The sequence below is a fragment of the Planococcus maritimus genome (assembly GCF_001687625.2).
Taxonomy (GTDB): domain Bacteria; phylum Bacillota; class Bacilli; order Bacillales_A; family Planococcaceae; genus Planococcus; species Planococcus maritimus.
Window position 1 is genome coordinate 654,454 of the sequence record NZ_CP016538.2, and the last position, 22,877, is coordinate 677,330.

At 48.2% G+C, this 22,877-nt stretch carries 17 protein-coding genes; 11 read left to right on the forward strand and 6 right to left on the reverse strand.

The genetic code is table 11. From position 1 onward, the window contains the following. Positions 1–85: 85 nt before the first annotated feature. From BBI11_RS03410 to BBI11_RS03420, 3 genes are all read left to right on the forward strand, one after another. Positions 86–2,125, forward strand: a complete 2,040-nt coding sequence (locus BBI11_RS03410; protein ID WP_068460640.1) for a glycosyltransferase family 4 protein — start codon at positions 86–88, stop codon at positions 2,123–2,125. Then, on the forward strand, positions 2,115–3,422 hold the full coding sequence (locus BBI11_RS03415; RefSeq protein ID WP_068460643.1) for a glycosyltransferase: 1,308 nt from the start codon (positions 2,115–2,117) through the stop codon (positions 3,420–3,422). The genes BBI11_RS03410 and BBI11_RS03415 overlap by 11 nt, the downstream gene beginning before the upstream one ends. Positions 3,423–3,811: 389 nt before the next feature. Beyond that, on the forward strand, positions 3,812–5,149 hold the full coding sequence (locus tag BBI11_RS03420; RefSeq protein ID WP_083388995.1) for a uracil-xanthine permease family protein: 1,338 nt from the start codon (positions 3,812–3,814) through the stop codon (positions 5,147–5,149). Between the two features lie 252 nt (positions 5,150–5,401). On the opposite strand, the gene BBI11_RS03425 is transcribed toward BBI11_RS03420, so the two are convergent. Beyond that, positions 5,402–5,956: an MFS transporter gene (locus BBI11_RS03425; RefSeq protein WP_068460644.1), complete on the reverse strand. Its 555-nt coding sequence runs from the start codon at positions 5,954–5,956 to the stop codon at positions 5,402–5,404. Further along, positions 5,953–7,383, reverse strand: coding sequence for an FAD-binding oxidoreductase (locus tag BBI11_RS03430; RefSeq protein ID WP_083388997.1), 1,431 nt, complete (start codon positions 7,381–7,383; stop codon positions 5,953–5,955). Before BBI11_RS03430 ends, BBI11_RS03425 begins: the two co-directional genes overlap by 4 nt. A gap of 312 nt (positions 7,384–7,695) precedes the next feature. Between BBI11_RS03430 and BBI11_RS03435 the strand changes: the two genes are divergently transcribed. Beyond that, on the forward strand, positions 7,696–8,928 hold the full coding sequence (locus tag BBI11_RS03435; RefSeq protein WP_068460646.1) for a DUF1572 domain-containing protein: 1,233 nt from the start codon (positions 7,696–7,698) through the stop codon (positions 8,926–8,928). A gap of 173 nt (positions 8,929–9,101) precedes the next feature. On the opposite strand, the gene BBI11_RS03440 is transcribed toward BBI11_RS03435, so the two are convergent. Next, the gene (locus tag BBI11_RS03440) at positions 9,102–10,559 is read right to left on the reverse strand and encodes an amidase family protein (protein ID WP_068460648.1); all 1,458 of its coding nucleotides are present in this window, start codon (positions 10,557–10,559) and stop codon (positions 9,102–9,104) included. Positions 10,560–11,045: 486 nt separating this feature from the next. Here BBI11_RS03440 and BBI11_RS03445 point away from each other — a divergent pair, with 486 nt between their 5' ends. Together BBI11_RS03445 and BBI11_RS03450 are read left to right on the forward strand one after the other, a co-directional pair. Then, positions 11,046–13,799: a M14 family metallopeptidase gene (locus BBI11_RS03445; RefSeq protein WP_068460650.1), complete on the forward strand. Its 2,754-nt coding sequence runs from the start codon at positions 11,046–11,048 to the stop codon at positions 13,797–13,799. A 224-nt stretch (positions 13,800–14,023) separates the two neighbouring features. Then, entirely contained in the window at positions 14,024–14,866 is an 843-nt protein-coding gene (locus BBI11_RS03450) for an aldo/keto reductase (protein ID WP_068460653.1), read from the forward strand. A 131-nt stretch (positions 14,867–14,997) separates the two neighbouring features. Here the strand turns inward: BBI11_RS03450 and BBI11_RS03455 are convergent, their stop codons facing one another. Together BBI11_RS03455 and BBI11_RS03460 are read right to left on the reverse strand one after the other, a co-directional pair. Beyond that, positions 14,998–16,185: an MFS transporter gene (locus BBI11_RS03455; protein WP_068460654.1), complete on the reverse strand. Its 1,188-nt coding sequence runs from the start codon at positions 16,183–16,185 to the stop codon at positions 14,998–15,000. Positions 16,186–16,311: 126 nt separating this feature from the next. After that, the gene (locus BBI11_RS03460; protein ID WP_068460656.1) at positions 16,312–16,830 is read right to left on the reverse strand and encodes a TetR/AcrR family transcriptional regulator; all 519 of its coding nucleotides are present in this window, start codon (positions 16,828–16,830) and stop codon (positions 16,312–16,314) included. A 317-nt stretch (positions 16,831–17,147) separates the two neighbouring features. Between BBI11_RS03460 and BBI11_RS03465 the strand changes: the two genes are divergently transcribed. The 5 genes from BBI11_RS03465 to BBI11_RS03490 all read left to right on the forward strand — a co-directional run bounded on the left by BBI11_RS03465 (position 17,148) and on the right by BBI11_RS03490 (position 21,606). Continuing rightward, a complete protein-coding gene (locus BBI11_RS03465) occupies positions 17,148–18,002 on the forward strand; it encodes an SDR family oxidoreductase (protein WP_068460659.1) in 855 nt (284 codons plus the stop codon). A gap of 287 nt (positions 18,003–18,289) precedes the next feature. Continuing rightward, on the forward strand, positions 18,290–18,964 hold the full coding sequence (locus BBI11_RS03470) for a metallophosphoesterase family protein (protein ID WP_068460660.1): 675 nt from the start codon (positions 18,290–18,292) through the stop codon (positions 18,962–18,964). Positions 18,965–19,397: 433 nt separating this feature from the next. Continuing rightward, on the forward strand, positions 19,398–20,108 hold the full coding sequence (locus tag BBI11_RS03480; RefSeq protein ID WP_068460664.1) for a beta propeller repeat protein: 711 nt from the start codon (positions 19,398–19,400) through the stop codon (positions 20,106–20,108). After that, positions 20,101–20,967: a hypothetical protein gene (locus BBI11_RS03485; protein WP_068460666.1), complete on the forward strand. Its 867-nt coding sequence runs from the start codon at positions 20,101–20,103 to the stop codon at positions 20,965–20,967. The genes BBI11_RS03480 and BBI11_RS03485 overlap by 8 nt, the downstream gene beginning before the upstream one ends. Positions 20,968–21,096: 129 nt before the next feature. After that, a complete protein-coding gene (locus BBI11_RS03490) occupies positions 21,097–21,606 on the forward strand; it encodes a YfiT family bacillithiol transferase (RefSeq protein WP_068460668.1) in 510 nt (169 codons plus the stop codon). Positions 21,607–21,680: 74 nt separating this feature from the next. Here the strand turns inward: BBI11_RS03490 and BBI11_RS03495 are convergent, their stop codons facing one another. Continuing rightward, on the reverse strand, positions 21,681–22,727 hold the full coding sequence (locus tag BBI11_RS03495; RefSeq protein WP_068465574.1) for an aromatic acid exporter family protein: 1,047 nt from the start codon (positions 22,725–22,727) through the stop codon (positions 21,681–21,683). Positions 22,728–22,877: the final 150 nt, after the last annotated feature.

Here is a 22,877-nt window from a genome sequence, read left to right on the forward strand (position 1 = left end):
AGAGAACTGCATGCGCATATAGTAGTACTCCTGGTGGTATAGAGTAGGAAGAAGATAATCTACTGAAAGTATCGGGGGATGAAAAATGAACGAATTCATAGAGTTCAGAAATCGAGTTTACGGCCATGAAAGCAATAACAGTTATCCGCTTCAATTTTTAGAGGAGTACATAAATAACGGCACGGCTATCAGTTCCGACGAATTAAGAGTGATCGAGCACATTCGAACGATCAAGCAACTCGAGCTGAACAAGAAGTTAGACGATAAGGACATTGATGGATTACTGGCTTTTTTAGGACAGCATCCGACCACGGATCGATTTATCATCGACGCGATTTTGACTCTATTCAACGACGAGGTTAAGCCAATTATAGAGAGAAAAATAAAAGACTTACTCGTCACCCGGCAAGTCGATAGTCAAAAGCTCTATCATATTGTGGATCTGTGCATTGAATGTGAGTTGGATCTGTTAAGTGATGACGATATCGGTTCGATGTTTCAGCAATACGAACAGGATTTAGAAATCGTTTCGATCTTGTTGGACTATGTAGAGCGTTTTAACAAACAGGGATCTACAGATGCCCTAACCAAATTATTGGCTCTTGATTACCCGGATAGCATCAAAATCCAAGGAATGAATGCCTTGATGAGTCTGTCTCCAATGGAAACGATTGATCCCGCCGTTGTGGACGAGCACATCAGAAACGACCGAAACCAAGTGTTTGTGGATAGCTATTTGGATTTTCTCCAGAGCGATGTCACGTTCGATAAGCAAGGCACGTCGATTTTGCAGTCGATGTTTTACGGGGATTTTGAAGATAGCGGCAAAGGAAACAACGGGGGCTTAGCGGTGTTATTGAAATCCTTGGGTGAAGAAGTATCGAAAGATGATCAAATAGCTCATGTGTTTACGATTACGATCACGCAAGCATCCACCAAACCGTTTATCAGTTTTCACGGCGATAAACACGTCTTTATCCGATTGCCGATCTATTTGGATCAGTCCAGATCAGACAAGTTTATTAAACGAGAGCTCTTTATCAAACGGCAAATCGCTCATTTTTTGAAACGGTCGAATATAGAACCCGATGTCTTTCATATCCGGTTTTTAGACAATGCGTCTAAAGCGGTGGCTCATCTAGCTAAAGAGTTAACGAGCCAATTGGTCTTTACGCTGACGCCAGACCCGCACCGGAACATGTTTGATGGAGCTGGGCGCATAAAAGCACTTGAATTTAACGATTTGATTGAAAAACTGAACAAGATCAAAATAGGCGACGAATTGATTCACACAAGCGATGGAATCGTCGGGATCGGGAATGCAGATGTACAAACAGAACTGGCAGTCTATTTCCCTCAATTTCAGGACGGGGCTGTAAATAGAAAAATAAAAATGATCGGTGAAGGCATACACACGGCCCAAGCCATTGATGTAGAAGACATCGCGGGCTCTCCTAACCCATTTGCGGCATGGAGTGAAACAAATAAAGCTTTCTTTGAAAAGCCTGTCATCTTGAACGTCGGAAGATTGGCTGTGTTAAAAGGGCAGATGGAACTGCTCAAAGCGTGGGCAAACTCCAAGCTCTCAGACACTCATAATCTTCTCATTATCGGAGGAGACTTAGAAAATCCGAGTCCAGAAGAAAAAATGGTGATCGATTTCTTCGAAGATTTCGTGCAAAAGCATCCCGAGTTCAAAGACCGGTTCATCCATAAAGGAGCTATGTCGAATGTGGATATCCGATCGCTTGAACGGACGATCATCAAGAAAGACTTTGACTATCCGCATATCTATCTATGCTCAAGTGTCAAAGAAGAGTTTGGCATCGCCATATTAGAAGCAATGTCGATCGGCTTCCTGACGCTCGGCCCGATCAAAGGCGGAGTGAAAAGTTATATGAAGAACGGCGAAAATGGATTTTTGATCGACACCAGCAATTGGGAAACGATCGCGAAAGAAACCGAAAGCCATTTGTATGATTCTTCAATTGATCCAGCAGCCATTCGAAAAATTCAAGCGGCAGGACAGCGAACAGTGGATGAACACTTTTCGATTCAAAACATTTCAAAAGAATTCGTGTCGTTTTATTTGTCCCTAGAAGGAGAAACTGCCAATGAAGTATAGAAAAATCTTTTTCATCAGTCCTCCTTTTTATTCGCATTTCAATCCTTTGCTCGTGTTGGCCAAGAGTTTTCAAGCACATGGCGCAGAAGTGACTTTTGGCTGCAGCATCGAATTTAAGGACAAGATCGTGGAAGAGAACTTGAATTTCTACGAGATCGACATCAGTGCCAATAAAAATACGGGGACAAGTGAAGACACCGTCCAACCGGACACAGAGCGCATGCGGCTCGAGGAATTTTTCGAGTCGACCAAAAAAGGGGCGGTGGAAACATTGATCACGCAGTCCCGCCATAGAAAAGCGGATATGCTGTATAACCCGCAAAAGCTCATTGACACTATTAAAGTCATCGATGATTCCCTGGATGTGGATCTTTACGTTGTCGACATCCTGTCTTACTCGGTGACGTTGAGTTTATATTTCTTGGGATTGCCGTTTGTGACGTTCTGCCCGCCCCATCCGAATACCATTCCAAGAGACGGGCGGTATTTCAACGTGCCGAAAAACTGGCCCGATGCGATCACGGTCAAAGAGAATGATTTGGCGAAGCTCAAGCAAGTGTCCACCCAAACACAACGGGAGTTTACGGAAGTATTCAATAGTATCATCACGAAAAATAAATCGATTCAACCCATCAGCAATGCGTTTAGTTTAGTGTCGGAAATTGCGGTCATCTACAATTATTTTGATTTCAACGATAACGAAAAACACGAAGAAAACCCGAAAGAGCTGTTTATCGGAAATTCATTCCAAGCGGTAGCTTTAGATGAAGAGTGGATGAAACGAATAGAGACCAAGGAAAAGAAAATCATGATCAGCTTGGGGACGTTTTTGTCGAACCGAAAAGACGTGCTGGAAAAACTCATTTTGTCGGCGAGAGAAAGCCATCCGGATGCACTGTTGATCGTTTCGGCAGGAAGCCATGCGGAGGCACTTCAAAAATACAGTTCGCCGAATACGATCATCGAAGGGTTTATCCCACAAGTTGCGCTGATGCAGTATGTGGACACCGTTGTGTTCCACGGGGGATGCAACACTTTAACGGAAGCGATGTACCATGGAAAAGAGATGGTCATCTTGCCGTTCTCCAGCGATCAGTTTAATATCGCCTACGACATCGAGAAGCAAAATTTAGGAAGAATATTGGACCCAAACAATTTCAGCCAACAACAATTGGCAACGGCATTGACTGAGCTAGAAGAGAGTTCCAAGAACAATCTGCGGTATTGGCAAAGCGTCTCCAGAGAACGAGGCGCGGATTATGCCGTGAAGAAAATATTGGAGATTGATTCTATATAGGCTGGCTAGTAAGGGGATATTCCGCAAAATCGCTGCGCTTTCCGCGGGCTCGCGCCCAAGCCTCCTCGGTCTCTGCGCTCCCTGCGGGGTCTCGGTCGTCTGGCTTTACCGCAGGAGTCGCAGCTATTTTGCTCCATATCTGCTAGTAAGTTAGTGTGTGAATCAAATCAAGGAGAGTCACGAACTATTAGACTTTTCGCAAACAATATCTCAAGGACTCGGAGCGCAATGCGGCGACTCCTGCGGAAGAATGGAGTGATGAGACCCCTCGGGAGCTTGCGACGAGGAGGCTCAGCGCTCCGTCAGCGGAAAGCGTCCGCATGAAGCGAAGAGTCCTGTTTAACCGAAGATAGTACGAATAGCCAAAGAAAATGGAAAAGAGGTGTTTTATGAAGGAAACAGTTGAAGCAGACACAAAGGTGAAGAATACGAGTAAATACGATGTGGATGGGGTCCCTCCATTAAAAGAAGCAATTCCTTTAGGACTGCAGCATATCTTCGCGATGTTTTTAGGGAATGTAGCGGTCCCGATTATCATTGCGGGTGCGGTCGGCATTACCGGAGCGGATTTAACGATCTTAATTCAAAGCGCCATGGTGATGGCTGGGATTGCGACGATCATCCAATGTTACCCAATATGGATGGTCGGGGCACGGCTGCCGGTCGTGATGGGGACGAGTTTCGGATTTCTGCCGACCAATCTCGTTATCGCCAGCTCCTACGGCATCGGCGGATTACTGGGCGCCAGCTTGATCGGCGGTTTGTTTGGCGGCGCTTTAGGGTTTTTTGTAAAGAAAGTTAGGCGATTCTTTCCGAAAATTGTCACCGGTACAGTCGTTCTGACGATCGGTTTGTCTTTGTTGCCGACAGGTATTGTCTCGATGGCTGGAGGCAGTGGGTCTGAAAGTTTTGGCTCAGCTAAAAACTGGCTAGTGGCGTTACTGGTATTGGCCATTGTGCTGTTTCTCAATCGATATGCAACGGGAATGGCGAAAACTTCCTCTATTTTAATTGGCATTATTATTGGATATTTGGTGGCATTGCCACTGGGGATGGTCGAATTTACGGCCATGAGAGAAGCGAGCTGGTTTTCCGTTCCGCAACCGTTTTATTTTCCAATAGAATTTTACTGGGGAGCGATCCTTCCGATGATGATCATGTTTATTGTGACATCTGTTGAGACCGTGGGGGATGTTACCGCGATGACGACCGGGGGAGCTGGCAGAGAACCGACCGAAAAGGAGCTTTCCGGTTCCGTCATCGCTAATGGTTTTACGTCTTCTCTCGGAGCGATTTTCAACTCGCTGCCCAACACGTCTTTTAGCCAAAATGTAGGGATGATCGCCTTTACCAAAGTCATGAGCCGCTATGTTGTCGCAGTTGGCGCCGGGTTCTTAATCTTGGCTGGGCTCATCCCTAAGGTTGGCGCATTGATCTCTACCATGCCGCCAGCTGTCATTGGCGGGGCCACGGTTATTATCTTTTCTCAAATCACCTTAACCGGTATCTCGATCTTGACGTCCGAGCCGTTAAATGAAAGAGCCAAGATCATCATTGGCTTGTCTTTAGTATTTGGAATCGGCTTAAGCCAAGTGCCCGATGCGATGAATGGGTTTCCGGAAGTTATCAAGTTATTATTCGGTGGGTCCGGCATCACTATCGCCTGTTTTGTGGCGATTGCCTTGAACTTGATCATTCCTGAGGAGTCCGTGAAAGAAGAAGCATAGATGAACCCGCTTCAATGTGTTGAGACCAGAATACGATAAATGAAGTGACTCGTGAAATCTATATGACATACAAAATCACACCCGTTCTATCAAACGAAAAATTGTATCGCTTTCTGGTGAGCGAAAAAAGCCGTATCCGACAAGTTCGCGCTTGTTGGATACGGCTTTCGCATGTTCGGTTAAAATAAAGGTCCCTTACCCGGTAGACATTCAACCAATTTTCCAGCGACTGCGAAATTCGCTATATGGGTGTTAAGTTTGCAACTCGGGCAAGGCTTTGTCTTTTTTCATAATCGAAAACCCGCTCCAGGCGAATAGTGCAGAGGCGATATAGAAAATGCTCGATATCGTGAAAAAGTCCACTAAATAACCGGTGGCGATGACCGCTATGGCTGCGGCAATTGATGTCCAAATGTGGTAATTGCCGATTTCTTTTCCGGCGGTTTCTTTTAAGACGTGCCTCGCCAATATGGTTTTTTCGGAATTTTTTTGGACTGCCCCGAGCACTCCCATAAAGATTTGAAGAAGATAGACATGCCATATTTCATTTGCTAAAGGAAAGACGAGCAATAGTAGCGCCATCCCCCAGGAGTAGATGCTGAGCAGCACACGGTCGCCCGCTCGGTCAGCGATTTTGCCGATGAGCGGGTAGCAAATGGCAGCGGTCAACGCAAACAGTCCATAAGCCCAGCCAAACTGGGAGTAGGAATTTCCAACGTTTCTGAGCATCAAGATGTAAAACGGGAAGATCATGCTTGAGGCCATGACGATGGTTCCTTGATAGACGATGAATCGTTTATAGTTCATTGCTTGTACTCCTCATAGAAAATATTCACAAACCGCTCGCTTGGATCGTATTCTTTTTTTAAGTCGAAAAACTCGCTCGTCCGTGGGTATGCTTCAGCCATTTGTTCTTTAGTGGGGTAGCCGAAATACGGCAAGTAATAGCTCCCGCCGTGGTCGAGCGTCACATCAATCATATTTCGGACGACCCTTCCAGTATCTTCTATGCTCTGTGCATCGGTTCCTTGATTGATTAGGAGAACCAGCGAGAACATATCGTCTTTCGCATAAGACAACACTGCTTTTTCATTTTTTTCAACATAGCGGATGGTGATATTCAATAAGTTGAACTGGTCTTCGTCAATTAAGGTTTCTCTCAAGTCGTCAATATACGCTTCAAAATTTTCCACAGGAACAAAATATTCCTGAAGGACTTCGGTGTTTTCGGGATGGCTGTATTCCATGAATTCGGAATCCGACCGCATGACGTTGTTTCGCGAAATCAATTTCCCATCAATCGAAGCGGAATAGGTTTTCTGGGTATTCCAGAACACTTTTTTCCCTTGCTCATTCAGCCGGGCAAGCCCGAGGAAAAATTTCGGAACAGCGATCAAGGTCTCCTGTTTTAATTTCTGGGGCTCCATGGGAAGGCTTTCCTGCTCCGTTTCCTGATAATTAATGACGTACATGTCTTCCAAAAACGAGTCAGGGGATAAGGAAATTCGCGCCAAATGCATCTTCGTCTTTTCATCTGCTCTGACGCTCTCGTTAAAATAATCATTGTATTCATCGTACTGAAGCTGTTCAGAATGGATTTCATACATTTCATCGTCCGTCAGTTTCAATGTCACGTCCAGAATGACGCCGAATAAACCATAGCCTCCTACAACCGCTTTGAACAGCTCGGGGTTCTGATCCGAACTGAGTGTCAGGATCTCGCCGTTTGCATCCAGCAGGCGAAGTGATTCGACGGTGTCGATCAAGCTGCCTTGCCGGATATCAAGGCCGTGTGCATTGACGCTTAAAGAGCCGCCGACAGTGAAAATGTTTTGGGACTGGCTGACTTTCAAAGCCAGCCCATATGGATTGATATAGTCTTGAATGTCACGCCAAGTTGCTCCGCTTTGGATCGTTATAGTTTTTTCGTGGGCATCGAATCTTAGAATTTTATTGTACGGTTTCATATCCAGCAAGATGCCGTCGGGATACACAGTATGTCCGCCTTGGCTGTGCTGCATGCCGGCAATCGCGATGGAATCTCCTTGTGAATTGGCATCAAGGACCACTTGCTGGATTTCGGCTGTGCTGTCGGTCGCTTTTATCGCTTTCATTTTCACTGGTAGCAAGCGGCTCTGGTCTTCTGCTATCGGTTCGGCAGATTGTTCAGTGACATAAAAAATCGATAGGAATAAGAAAGTGATGTAAACAAAGAGCATCAAATAGCGTTTCATAATGGGTTTTATGCACTTCCTTCTGGTCCGGTATACCGCTGCTTTTATTTTTACAATACCAAAGCTTTCTGGAAAATACTATGTTATTCGATATCTTATATATTCGGTAAACACCGCCTAAACGGCAGGTGAATAACTAATTGTTAAACTCGAGAAATGAAAGGTGCTTGATGAGTTTTTTTATCTTTTCGTAAATCGTTTTAGCTTCCTCGCGCGCAGGGAAGAGATTTAAAGTGACTGGTAAGCTTCTTTTATCCTTTATGATCGGTTCTTTAGTAAAATATGAACTACCAAAGAAATGAGGCAACGAGTATGGAATATATGTATCTCTTGATTGCGGCAATCGTAGTGATAGCAGGGGGCGCCTTTATTTACTTCAAAAAGAATAAAGACGCATCCATTCAAATAGAAGAAACGCCTAGTGAAAGCGTGGAAGAAGAGCTTGAAATTGAGGAGCCTGAGCCGGAAGACGACGATAGCCATTTGAACCCGGTCGTGACCGAAGTGGAGGATGCGGAACTCGTTAAGAGCGGCTACAAGCGAATCGAGATTCCGGCGAATATGATTCCTGTGATCGCTGAGACCTTAAAAGACGGAGCGGTGATTTTCCACCAAAGCCGGACCTTCCGCGTAGAGTTCAGCCCGGAAGTGGTCAAGGGCTTGAAGGATAAGAGCATGACGCTGATTGAGCGGGTCAACGGCAAGGGTTATGTGCCGGCAGTGAAAAAAGACGGCGTGAAAGGGATATACGAGCAGGCGGTGTTGGTGAAACGGGTGAATCCCGCGCTTGTTGCGCATGCGAGCATGAGCTTGTTGACGACCGTGGTCGGCCAGCAGCAACTCATGGAAATTCAAAGTTCTTTGAAGAGCATGGAGAAAAAACTCGAGACGCTCATCCAACACCGTGAACACGATTTCGCCGGGAAAATCGACGCGCGTTTTGGCTATTTCAAAGAAGTCATCGAACGCTTCCGGAGAAACGGAATCACGCTCGGCGGCGTGGAAGACGCGGAAATCGAAGGCTTTTACACAGCGACGCTACAAGATTTGAAAGTGCTGACAAAAGATTTGAAAGCCATCGTCGCAGACGTGGAAGGGTTAAAAGAGCACGAAACGCTGCGCAAATGGGGAGACGCCCCGGTGAAAAAGGAGTACGAACAACTTATCGGACGCTTTAACGCCAAGCAGGAATTATTGCTGTTGAATGTGCAGTTTATCCAGGAATGCTACGAGCCGTATCTGCGGACCATCCGGAATTACGAAGAAGCCGACGTGAAATCGCAGACTTTGGCAGAAATCGTGGCGGAGAATCATGCGTTGATTCAAGGCATTGAAGAAAAAGTGAAAAGCATTGAAGAAAATTATAAAGTGAAGATCAACTTCGGCCTCAAGGCGTTGAAGTACCGCAATTTGGAGAGTTTGAAAGAACTGGCACCTGTGAAGATTGACCAGCAGCAGAAAGAAGAACAGGAAATTCCGTCTGAAGTGTTGGTTGAAGTTACAGAGGATGATCAGGCTTATGCGTATGTGCCGCGGAGAAAGTGAAAGTGAATGTCCCTGTGCACCACACAATTCTGCGGACAAGAACATTGATGTATAGGGGTTTGTGTTGTGTAGCGTCCCTGTGTAAGACACAATTCATCGCAAAAAACACCCTCTATTGAGCGATTGGCATTTGTCGCCGCTCAATGGAGGGTGTTTTTTCGTGTCTATAAAATTCAGTACGACTCCAAATCCGGCACAATCCGTTTCTGCGTCGCTTGCTCGTAAGAATATGCCAGTTCAATCAATCGAGCTTCGCTGAATGCCTGTGCGCTGAACGTCACACCGACCGGATGGCCATCTGCTATGTAGCCGGCTGGCACGGTAATCGACGGGTAGCCGGCTTTTGCCGGCATCGCTGCGCCGCGGTTGTTTTGGAACAATAATGCGTCGAGCTGATGCTGCTTCACGACAAGATCGATGCCTTCTGAAGTAGAAGAACGAAAGTCGATTTCGCGGTGCTCCAAATACGTCGCGTCGTTCGGGTCGTCACTTAGCGATTGGGCTTTGTCCAAGACAGCTTGGCCGAATTTCATGCGGCGCTCGGGGTCTTGCTTGTTGAAGTCGATGACGTCTGCTAGTGATTTAACCGGCACGTCTTCAGGTGTAGTGGCGAGATAGTCGTTAACGCCGCGCTTGAATTCATACCATAACACGTCCGATTCAAAATCTTTTTGTGGAATCGTCAGTTCAACGATGGTAGCGCCGAGTGCTTTGATTTGCTCGATGGCTGCATCCATAATGGCACGTTCTTCCGGTGCTTCATTGTTTAAAAACGCGAGATCGACGCCGATGCGGGCGCCTTTCAAACCGTCTGCTTTGAGATGCGGCGTGTAGTCGGTGAGTGCTTGGCCTTCGCTCTTCAGTGTTGCCGGATCTTGTTCGTCGACGCCAGTCATCGCGCCGAGCAAGATGGCCGCATCCGTCACAGTGCGTGCCATTGGTCCAGCAGTATCCTGGCTTTCAGAAATCGGGATGATGCGCGAGCGGCTGATGAGCCCGACGGTTGGCTTGATGCCGACGATGGAATTAGCACTGGATGGGCTGAGGATCGAGCCTGAGGTTTCCGTGCCGACACCGACCACTGCGAAGTTCGACGCAATTGCAGCACCCGTCCCAGAACTTGAGCCGCCGACATCTTCTGCTTCAAAAACATCGATGCCGTACGGATTTTTCACTTGGCCGGCGAGCGAGCTATAGCCGCTCGGGCCGTCTTGCGACATGAAATACGCCCATTCGCTCAAATTTACTTTGCCGAGGATGATGGCGCCGGCATCGCGCAGTTGCTTTGCCACGAACGCATCTTCATTCGCGAAATTGTGTTCAAGCGCGATGGCACCGGCAGTCGTCGGCATCGGGTCTTTTGTTTCGATATTGTCTTTCAGCAATACAGGGATGCCGTAAAGCGGACCTTGCCCGTCTTGTCCTCGTTTTTCGTCCAGCTCGGCTGCGATTGCCAAGGCGTCTGGATTGATCGCCCGGACGGAATTGATTTTCGGGCCGTTTTGGTCGTAGGCTTCGATTCGGTCGAGGTAGGCTTGGACCAATTCGACAGAGGTCAGTTTTTGTTCGCGGAATGCTTGTTGGATATCTTCGATTGTTGCTTCGATCAGTTTGAAAGTGCTTGTTTCCATATGTAGGCTCCTCACTGGTTTGGTGTATCTTCTTTAATTGTACATGAATTCCTAATTTTGCATAAAGTTTTGCCTATGTGTCCCTGTGCGCGACACAATTCTAGAGTTGAGAAGCTTGGTGTAGCAGGGTTTTTAGGCTGTGGCGTCCCTGTGCGCGACACAATTCTAGAGTTGAGAAGCTTGGTGTAGCAGGGTTTTTAGGCTGTGGCGTCCCTGTGCGCCACACAATTCGGCGGATTTTTCGCGTATGTCCCTGTGCAAGACACAATTTCAGGGGTGTAAACCCTGTTGTATCAAGGTTCTCGTGTAGCGATGTCCCTGTGCGCCACACAATTAATTCTTTTTTAGTCGCGAAAGGAATATTTCATTAACTGGAATAAAGTCCTATTTTTAATAATTACTCCTTTTGGCTACTTCGGATTGCGAAATATTCTGTTATATTGGGATCTGGTAATAAAAATTACAAGGTGAAGGGATGTTGAGTAGATGAAAAAAGTTTTTGCAGGATGGCTCTCGGTAGTGCTGGTATTGTCAGCGTTTGTGCCGCCAATGGCCGCAAATGAAACGGGGGCAAGCTCCACTGAACAAGCGACTGCGCTTGAAGTGAGCCGTTCGGTCTTTTCATTGACCGAAGCGCGCACTGTTGAAGTGTCGGCTGATTTGGGCGAAGGGGTCGATTTGGAAGATGTCGAATTCCAGTTTGGCGGAAAGCCGTTGTCTGAATGGCAGCAATGGACCCAAGGCCAAAGCTACAATGGCGACCCGTTCATCACCGTCGTGGAAGAACCTTCTTTTGTAGAAGGCACGAACAAAATCACCGCAGTGCTGGAATTCGGTTTGCTGTACGGGACGGATGATTTGTCCAACCGCACGATCCGCACGCAATACCAGCAATTTATCGGCGATTATGAACTGGCGCTGGTTGATGCGGCAAGCGGTGACAAAGCGGCAGCGACCGTCGAATTGAATGTCTACGATGAGTTCAAGTTTTACGATGAATTAAAACCGGCGATCGATGATATTTTCGAAGCCGCTGAACAAGATGCGGACAACGATCGTTACCTGGAGTATCAGACCGTCGGCAAAACGGTGGAAGGGCGCGATATTCATTTCGTCATTTTGGCTCGAGATGAAGCAGCAGTCGATCAGTATTTGAATGAAACTTTACCGACTGCACTCGAAGATCCGGAAAGTTTAATTGAAAAACTTGAGAACGATACGATGGGCGATTACCAAGTGCCGATCTGGTTCAATAATATCCACCCGGATGAAGTGGAAGGCGTGGATGTGCAAGTTGAATTGTTGGAGAAATTCGCTTTGGAAGACGAAGTGAAATTCATGAATACAGACGGCGACACGGAATTTGAAGAGAATTTGAACGTCGACGAAGTGCTCGACGATGCGATTTTCCTTTATATGTTCACGAGCAACCCGGACGGCAGAGCGGCCAACACGCGCGCGAATGCCGAGGGTTTTGACTTGAACCGCGACAATGCGTACCAGACGCAAGTGGAAACGCAGCAAGTGAATGAAGTGCTCTCAAAATGGACACCGTTATCGTTTGTGGATTTCCACGGTTATGTGGACGGCTTCTTAATCGAACCGGCAACACCGCCGCATAACCCGAACTTTGAATACGATTTATTGATCGACAATATGATGGAACAAGCGAATGCCATGGGCAATGCCGGTATCGCGAATTCAGAGCTGACGTCTTATTTCATTGCCAAAGACGGCTATGGTTCTGGTTGGGATGATATGACGCCAGCTTATACGGCGATTTATGCGATGCTTCATGGTTCGCTCGGCCATACGATCGAAGTGCCGACGCTGAGCCAGGACGGCTATAATGCGTTAGTCGGCAGTGGCCTAGGTGCGGCGAATTATGTGCATGACAATAAAGACCAATTGTATAAAGAGCAATTGGAGATTTTCAAGCGCGGCGTGGACGGGGAAGATAACCGTGCCGTCGATGAATATTACGTCAATGCGGCAGGTGAAGTGATCGGCCGCGACCGCGGGGATAATGAAAACTTCTTCCCTGATTATTACGTGATTCCAACAGATGACAAGAATCAGAAGAATGCGTTGGAAGCGTATAATATGGCGGATTATTTGATTCGCAATGGCGTGGAAGTGGAGAAGACCGTGAAACCTGTCGAGGTGGACGGTGTGACCTATCCGAAAGGCACATTCATCGTGCCGATGGACCAGGCGAAACGCGGCTTGGCGAATGCCATGCTTTATGAAGGCGATGACGTATCTGATTGGGATGCGATGTATGACCCGATCGTCGTTAATTTCTCTGACTTGAGAGGTTTTGATCTGGAAGAAGTTCGTGTTGAAAATGCATTTGATGGAAAGACTCAGGAACTTGAAGAAGCGATTGTTCCGACAAGTACCGTAAAAGGCAACCCGCCGAAACAAATTTTGGAGAACTCCACGAACGATGCGATCCGTGTCGTTAACGCGTTGCTTGCTGATGGCAAGACGGTGGAAGTGCTGACAGAGAGTAAAGGAAAAGCGGAAGCCGGAGATTTCGTCGTCGCAACGAACGATCTTCGCGCGTATGCGGATGATTATTATTTTGAAACGCAAGTATTCGGCAACGGCAAAAATGCGGACACCGAATTATTGGAGCAGCCGAGTGTTGCAGCAACCGGTTCTGCGCAGTTGAACTTCTCGTTGCGTCAGCTTGGCTTTGAACTGACGGACGCTGCAGGAGCGGATGTCATCGTCAGCGATGGCGGTTCATTCGACGCAGCACAAGTGACCGGCAAAACTTTTGTCGGAATCGGTGCACCTGCGTTAAACGCAGTCAGTAAGAGTGGATTGCTTCCAGGCTTTGCGTATACGAGCACGGGAAGCAGACACGAAGGACTCGTGAAAGCAGACGTCGCGGAACATCCGTTGACGGCTGGGTACGAAGAACAAGAAAACCTTTATGTCACAACCGGTTCGTGGATCTCAGGCGTTCCTGAAGGCGCAGAAGTTCTTGCAAGCTTCCAGAACAGAGACGATTTCTATCTCGCCGGCTGGTGGCCTGGCTATGAACAAGCACAAGGCCAAACGATGGCGATTACGGCTGAGCAGGGAGAGACGACATTTAATTTGTTTGCCAACTCTCTCGCGTTCCGTGCCCATACCGAACACAGCTACCGCTTCATTGCGAATTCGATTTATGATGCAGTGAGTGTTGAAGCTGAGATTGTGGAGAAAGGGAAAGGGAAGAAGAAGTAGTAGTGCGTGTCCCTGTGCACCACACAATTCTCCGGGCAAGAACCTTGAGGTAGCAGCGTTTGTGTGACGCGACGTCCCTGTGCAAGAAACAATTCGGGATCCGCTCCATTCGACAATGGAGCGGATCTCTTTTTATTCCCCCAAAAAATTTCGGAAGCCGAATGATTTGAATTCGCATATATGTAAGAGTAATCTGAAAATAAACTTGAGAGGAGTGGAATCGAATGGCAAAAGCAATTCCAGAAATGACATTAAATGACGGCACGACCTTGCCGGTGACAGGGCTCGGTACATACGGACTGTGGGGCAATGCTGGGGCTAACGCCGTCAGCAGCGGTATCAATGCTGGATACCGCTTAATCGATACGGCGTATAATTACGAAAACGAAGGCGCGGTCGGAGAAGGCATTCGGCGCAGCGGTATTCCGCGCGACGAGCTATGGGTGACCTCCAAGCTGCCGGGGCGCTACCACACATACGAAAAAGCCTTGGTCGCGATTCAGGAATCCCTTTACCGCGCGCAACTGGATTATTTCGACTTGTATTTGATTCATTGGCCACTGCCCAATCAAGACACCTACGTGGAAGCGTGGCAAGCTTTGATTGACGCGCAGAAGTGGGGACTCGTCCGCTCGATCGGCGTCAGCAATTTCCTGCCTGAGCACTTAGAGCGCATCATCAAAGAAACGGGTGTAACACCGAGCGTGAACCAAGTGGAGTTGCATCCGTTTTTCAATCAGGCGCATCAGCGCAAAGCGCATACCGAGCACCACATCCAAACGCAGTCATGGAGCCCAATCGCGAGGGCGGAGGATATCTTGACGAATGATACCGTTCGCCAGATTGCGGCAGCCCATCACAAAACGGTCCCGCAAGTGGTGCTGCGCTGGCAATATCAAATCGGCTCGGTGTCGATTCCGCGTTCCACATCGCCCGAGCGCCAGCGCGAAAACCTGGCCATTTTCGATTTCGAATTAAGCGACAGCGAAATGGCGGCGATTTCGGAATTGTCCCGCCCAAATGGCCGGTTGTTTGATATGGATCCGGCTACTCATGAGGAGTTTTGATGTCCCTGTGCAAGATACAATTCGAGTGTCCAGTTAACTGTGTTGAAAGGGATCTGGTGAAAAAATGCCCCTGTGCGAGACACAATTAAAGACACATCCGCTGCAAAAGCTAGCGGATGTGTCTTTGTTTTTTATTCATCAGAACGAATTGTGTGGGAATTGTGTGCTGCACAGGGACGGGGTCTACTCGTCTGCGTAGAGACAGGCTGAGCATTCATTTTAATGAAGATAAACAACAAGCCAATCACCGCGAATGACAGGAAGGCGATCGGATAAGACATGCCATCGATCAAGGCGCCTGCCGCGATGGAGCCGAGCGATTGCCCGACGCCGAGCGAGAAGAACGACAAGCTGACGCCGACAGAAGGTGTATCCGGGAAATGGCGCGTGCCCCAGACGATGAATAAGCCGGTCATGAATATGAATGAGATGCCGAACAAGATGGCCGACAAGTAGATGGCGGCTGCGTGCGGAATGACCAATGTGATGAGAGAGGCGGTCGCGACCAACACGCCTAGGCGATAAGACCAGCCGAGCCCGATGCGTTGAATGATGGTCCCCGCGATGCCGCCGATGATGCCAGAGGCGCCCATGATGATCCAGAAGATGGTGCTTCCCGTTACAGAGAAATCGTGCACTTCGGTCAAGTAGCTGCGTGAAAAGGTCCAGTAGATGGAGGAACTGAAGCCGATGCCGATTGCAGCGATAATCATGAAACGCACTTGGCCGAGCATGCTGAGTGTAAACTGTTTGCCAGTAGATTCTTCCGGCTGTTCTTTGGCGCGTTCAATCGTCCGAGCGTTCCACCAGAAGGTCAAGAAAGCGAGTAGCGCGAACAGTACATAGCCCCAGCGCCACTGTTCGGCAAATGCCAATGCGACAGGCCCGCTCGCGACGACTCCGACGCTCGTGCCGGTGTTGATCCACGTATTGCCTTTGTCGCGCTCACGGCTCTCAAGCGATTGTGCGACGACTTGGCTGAATGCGGGTGACACCCAGCCGCTGCCGAGCCCCGCAACAAATGCGCTGATGGCGAGCGTGTAGAATCCTTGAGAGGCCGCCATTCCGAGCATGCCGATAACAGCGGTAGCCCCTGAATACAATACGACGTGACGGGCGCTCATTTTATGAATGAACATAGCCGCTGTCACCAAGGCCAGTGTGTAGGCAGCATACGCCACCGAACCGATCAATCCCGACTGGCTTTCAGATAAGTTTAAGGTGCTGCTGATTTCCGGCAAGAACAAGCCGAAGCTGTATCTGGCGAACGCATAGGTGACGCCGATCATGGCGATGCCAGGCAAAACGATTTTCCACATGATTATTCACTCCTTTTATTATATAGAACGGTCATTCTATTTTGATGGTAAAAATTTTTAGCTTTAGTTTTATAGATAGAACGGTCACTATACTTTCGCGGTAAAAAAAGTAAGCGATCCGCTTACTTATAAATGTTGCACCAGGGCCATCAAGCCATCTTCGACTTCATCCAATGGAGAAAATTCGGCTAAGGAAACGGCTCCTTCAAAGAGCAACGATAAGCGAATCGCTTCAGTAGGTGTCAGCCCGTTCGATAGGAACAATTGCTGAGTGTCTTCTTTATGGTTTGTCACGAGTTGGACAATCGGATGAGTGGGCTCGCTCATGAATTCTTCTTTGGCGCGCAAAAACATACAGCCATTAGAAGCGGTATCCTTTAGCCAATTCAAATGGCCAGTAGCGAAACGTTCAGCGATTGTGCCGCTTGTCTGTTGTTTGCCTTGTTCTAAATAATCCATATAGACTTGCGATCTGCGGGTCAAGATTTCCAAGATCAATTCGTCTTTTGATTTAAAGTGATTGTACAAAGTCATCAGCGCTACGTCCGCTTCTTGAACAATCGCCTTCAAGCCAATGGCGTGAAAGCCGTGCTGGTAAAACAGCTGTTCTGCCGCCGCCAATAAATCTTCTTTTTTCGTGCTCATGGTCTCCATCCTCCAATGGGTTTAGATATAACGGTCACTCTAAAATTAACAGCTATGGAGGATGGATGCAACCGAAAACTACGTATGTTTGAAAAGGAATGATAGGATGGCGCATTATAGGAGAGCAGCGGAAAAGGGGTAAAGACAATTAGGAGACTGTTTTGGCAGGAGTTTATGAGCAAACGGGGAACTACAATTAAAGACGGGAATCCGCTGACTTAATTGGTTTACTGTAGGATGATGTGCACCACGATCCAGATGTGAGAAACGTGCCGGCAGTGGATTCGGATGCAGTGAAAACAAAGGAGGACACGCAGATGAAAATAGCAGTGACAGCGGCGAGCGGCAAATTAGGGGAAGCAATCATCGAGGAACTCCTCGCCTTGCGCGCGAAAGACGAAGTGATTGGACTGGCGAGAACACCTGAAAAAGCGGCGCATTTAGGCGTGGAAGTGCGGCCGGGCGATTACAATCATCTCGAGGAACTGGAGCAATCGCTCGAAGGCGTCGATGTTTTATTATTGGTATCGGGTATGGATGCGCCGGACAAGCGCATTCCGCAGCACCGCAATGTCATTCAAGCGGCGCAAAAGTGTGGCGTGAAAAAAATCGTCTACACAAGTATCCAAGGGCCGGAAGAGCAGACGGCCTTTTCGCCGATCGTGAAAAGCAACCGGCAAACGGAGCAAGACGTGATGGCTAGCGGGCTCGAATGGGTGATCGGGCGCAACGGGATTTACATCGAGCCGGATGTGGAATACATCGACAGCTATATCCAAGAAGGCGGCATCCGAAATTGCGCCGGCGACAGCAAATGCGGCTACACGACACGAACGGAACTCGCCTATGCTTATGCGAAAATGCTGACAGAAGACGGGCATCATTCGAATATTTACAATTTGCACGGACACGCCATCAGCCAGGACGAACTGGCAGCTTATTTGAACACGGCATTTGACGCCCAGTTAACATACACGGCCATCAGTGCAGAACAATTCAAGCAAGAACGAATCGCGGAACTTGGCGAATTCATCGGCACGGTCGTCACAGGGATTTACCAAGGCATCAACGGCGGCGCCTTCGATAACGAGAGCCATTACCGAGAAGCAACAGGAAGAGAACATCAATCTTGGGAAGCCTATTTTAACAGCGTCCGGCCAGAAACCAACTGATTCTTTGCTCGTGAATAGATCCCCCCCCCCAACCAAGCAGCCTGCTCATAGAGAGGCGCTGCCTGGACAGGGGGCATTAAAAGGACAGCTTCATGGCAAGGCCGTCTTCATTTTGTTCGAGCTTTTCAAATCCGGCTTTTTCATACACGCGGATTGCGGCTTTATTGTTTAGTTAGTAAGCCCCCGCTGGAATTGTTATGCTGCAGTGTAAGGGGAATAGTTTTCCTTCCTTTTCAAACGGGAAAATCCAGAACAGCGAGAAGACTCGAAAGCGAGGAGGGTGTCGGGTGAAAAGAATCTTAGCCATCAGCGATATTCATGGAGAATTGGGCTTGTTTAATAAAGTACTCGACAAAGCGGGCTACGACCCGGCAAACGATCAGCTGGTTTTGCTTGGCGATTACGTGGACCGTGGGCCGGATTCAAAAGGCGTGTTGGAGCGGGTCGTCGAATTGAAAGAACAAGGCGCCATTGTGCTGCGCGGCAATCACGATCAAATGATGCTCGAAGCAGCGAAAGGCGAAACCGCCGGAGCGGGAATCTGGCTGCGCAACGGCGCACTTGCGACATTGCAGAGCTATGACGCTTCTATCGAAGGCATGACCCTGCCATCGAGGGAATTGTTTTGGAAACATGTTGAGTTTTTAAAAGAAACGGCGTTTTACTTTGAAACGGATGATTATCTCTTCGTCCATGCCGGTGTCCAGCCAGGAGTGCCGGTCGAAGAGACAGATCCTTACGTATTGATGTGGATTCGCGATGAATTTCATCGCGGCTATGCGGGGGAGAAAACGGTCGTCTTCGGCCATACGCCGAGCTATACAATGAGAGGGACAGCGGATTACGGTCCCTACTTCGGAGAAAACCGCATCATCGGGATTGATGGGGGCGCGGTGTACGGCGGGCAGTTGAACTGTTTGGAACTGCCAGGGGGACAGGTTTACTTTGTGAAGAAAGAATGAGAAGGTATATGTCCATCATAATCTGTGTCCTGCGCTTTCGGTAGCGTGGGCATTTTTTATTCCATCAACAAAATACTTCGGGCTTGTTCAGGAAGAATTGAGGTGACTAGTCATCGAAAGGCGATCTATTGTTTTTCCAAGCCCTCGAACATCCAACCGATAATAAACAGCAACAGCATAGTGCTGATAGTGAGTGCAAGGAGATTGGGTGTGGCTTTTTCATTAAGGTTCGTCACCGTCAGCCATTTCATAAACGAAGTACCTTCGAAGGCCAGGAAAACGGCGAGTATGTTGTGGGCACTATGCAGCAGAAAGAAATGAAACTTCTGGAATCATAGAACTTCTCTTGAATGGAATAGAGAATAGCGCTTAGGCGTTTGCTGCTTCGGAAGCGTGTTAAAATGGAATTACTACTTTTTGGAAAGGACATGCTATGAAGGTTTTGAAAATCAGTTTAGTCGGCTTGTTGGCGCTCGTATTAAGTTACGGGGCTTTCAAAGTGAGCATGGTCACCATCGCCAGTATCGATTTAGAATACGTGGCAAAGAGCCCTGCGGTTGCCGAAGCACCGTCGCTTCCGGAAGTGACGGCGGATGTCGATAAAATCATATCGCACCCGGTGCCGGGAACAAAGGAAACGGTTTTGCCAGTCGACACGGAACAAGATTACGTGATTTATGAAACAGAACTTTTCATCACGGTGAATGAAGGCGAGAGCTGGATTCCAGTGCCGGACGATCATGAATTGGGATACGCGCGCGTGAACGATTATCTCGATGATATTTCACGAAGTAATATGTACATATCGCCCGATAACATTGCCATTGTTTACGGAGGGCGCGGGCCGGAAAACATCAGCATCTTGAAAACCGATAGCCGGGGGCAAGGTTGGAGCGTCGGCAGCATTTCGCAAACCGCTACTCAAGACCTTGAACGTGGCTACAAAGAACTGTACATCGATTTCATAGACGATGGGCAAACCGGTCATTTGGCAGCGGTTCGGGACGGCGCGAACGGTGAAGCAGAAACACTGATTTTCCGGAGCGTGAATGCCGGTGTGACATGGGATCCGATTGCTTCGGGGGATGCACTTTACGGAGAAATTATGGCACATTTTAATTTGCGAGGGATCCGAAATGAATAGAAAGAAGGTACTCGGAATTATATTGCTTGCCGCGGGGTTGATACTGGCGATTTTTCAAGCCTTGCTTATCGGGATTGCCGAACCGAGAGGGTACGGGCTTATTCATGAATGGCAGTTTTATTTGATTAACTACGGAATCATCGGTTTCCTATTGAGCGGGGCGGCTTGGCTATGTTCGAACGTTTATGTGAAATGGGGATTCGCGCTGATCGCGATCGGTTTATTTACGGCGAATACGACGTTCTTCTATTACATGGGCGATGCGAATGTGCTGATCGCGGAATCGGAAAATGGCGAGCATGAAGTGATTTTGAAAGAATATCCGAAAATGAAGAAAGAGACGGCCCGGCTAAAGCGAAAAGGCCTCTTGTTCGGTCGGGAAGTCGATGTGCTAGAAGGCAGTTCGACATATAAAGTGCTGGAAGATGAGGGCTATAAACTCCAATGGACCGCCGAAGATATTGCGGCTTTGACGTACAAAACGAGCGATTATGGCACAATCGACCATCAAATTTATAATTTCAGAAGCAGCGATTACGTCAGCTATCAAAATGTCGCGGTCAGCCTGATCGGCAAATGGTTAGAGCCGGGAAATCCAGAGAACTACTTCATGTCGGACAATAATGAATTGGTGTATGCAAATGATGGTGAACTATATTATTACAACATCCGAAACACCGAACAATTTGGCATCTATACGCTTGTGGTGAGAGGGGATCCAAGCAAACCGACCTTCACAATCACCCTGGAGCCGGGGACAGAATTTGGCGAGGATGGGTTGATTAAAGAAGGCGGCAGCATCACGATTACACCGGTGGAATTAGGAGCGACGGAAAGTGTGGAATATTATAAGGAATGATAGAGGACAGATGATGATTTTGCCGCAAGTTCGAGTACAACTAAGGCATGTTTACAAATGGAATCTCCATTGATATATTGAGCGTGAAGAGAGCGTTTTCTAAATGAGCTTGGAAAAGGGGTCAGATAAATGGATGTGAAATTTCCAATCGGACAAATGCAAGTGCCAGACGAGGTGACGGCTGAAGAGGTCAATCATTGGCTCCGAGAAATCGATAGCTACACGACGCGGCTTCGTGAATTGGTGGATTCCTTGGGTGATGAAGACTTGAACAAAACATATAGAGATGGCAGTTGGACGATTCGTCAGCTTGTGCATCATGTGGCGGATTCGCAATTAGCGTTGTATGAGCGATTGAAGCTGGCGCTGACAGAATATCAGCCGACTGTGTCTGAATTTGACCAGGATAAATGGGCCTATCTGCCGGATAATCGCCTGCCGGTAGAAAGTTCGATCCGCATGCTAGAAGGATTGAACGAACGGATCGTGGCGCTTGGCAACTATGTGACGGGAGCGCAATTGGATCGTGTTTTCATTCATGAAACCGATGGTGAAATCCGCGTCGCTGAAACCCTCGCGAAACTGTCGTGGCACGAGGAGCATCATCTGGCGCATATTCGGATCGCACTGGAGTTGTAGTTGTCCCTGTGCGCCACACAATTCAACCGAAAAAGGCCCCACCGGAAACTCCTCAGTTTCCGGTGGGGCCTTTTTCATTTTTCCGCTTCCTGCGCGGCTTTGACGCTATTTGGGTCGAAAAACTTATCGACCAAGTCGTAGATCGTGAGAAGTTCGTAGAGAATCGTGAATTCCGGGGGGAACATGGCGGGCTGGACTTGGTCGCTTCGGACGGCCTGCTTGCTGTTTTCCCAGAACAAATTATGAATGCTGCGCAATTGCTTTTCGTGTTTTTCGCGGTCGAAGTGGATGGACTGTCCGAGGTCATTGGCCAGGGCTGTGACGGCTGCCATAATGATTTCCCGTTCTGCTTGTGTCCATTTGATTTCCTGGAACGGGACACGGAGCAGTGCATTCAGGTGATATTCAAAATTATCGAGAAACAGCAATTGCCGTTCGGCCATCTGCAGCTCGGCTTCCCGGTTGCGGACCCACGGATAGAGGCTTGCTTCGTCGCGCTGGTAATGAATCAAGGTTTCCGTCTTACGAATTTCACTCGTCAGTTGTTTGGCGATTTTCTTGTCTTCTTGCAGGTTCGCCTCTGGATGAAACAGGATGGTTTGGAAAGTGTGTTCGAGCATGCTGCCGGCACGCCCGCTAATGCTATGGATGCTTTTTAAAATATCAGTGCTGTAGTTCGGCGGGAAGACGAGCATGTTGACGGCAGTCGAAACGACGAGACCGATCGTCGTCGTTCCTAAACGGATAAAGAACGAAAACAGGAAATGGTCGTGAATGACTTCTACCATCGCAACAGACGTCAAAGTCGCGACCAATAGCCCGGCATGTAGCTTAAGACGGAAGCAGACCAAGATCGTAGCGACTGCGGCGAGCGTATAGGTAATCGGGGAGTTCCCAAACAAGGTGATAAATAGCACGGCAAAGGCTGAACCGATCGCGGAAGCTGGAAACCGGACCAAGCCTTTTTTGATTGAATCGCTGACGGTCGGCTCGATTGTGACGATAGCTGTGATGACTGCAAAAACCGGTGGCCAGTTAAACCAGACACAAATTGTTGCTGTTAAAAAGATGGCGAGACCGGTTTTGACTATTCGGCTGCCGTTGAATCGTAGGGATCGCATCATAAAATAAGCACGGACTCCTTTTCGTAGAATTCTGTAGTTTTAGTATAGCATTCGTGTGTGTCCCTGTGCGCCACACAATTTGAGAGAGGAAAACCTTGCAACAGCTGGGTTTCAGCGCCTTGCTGTCCCTGTGCATCACACAATTTT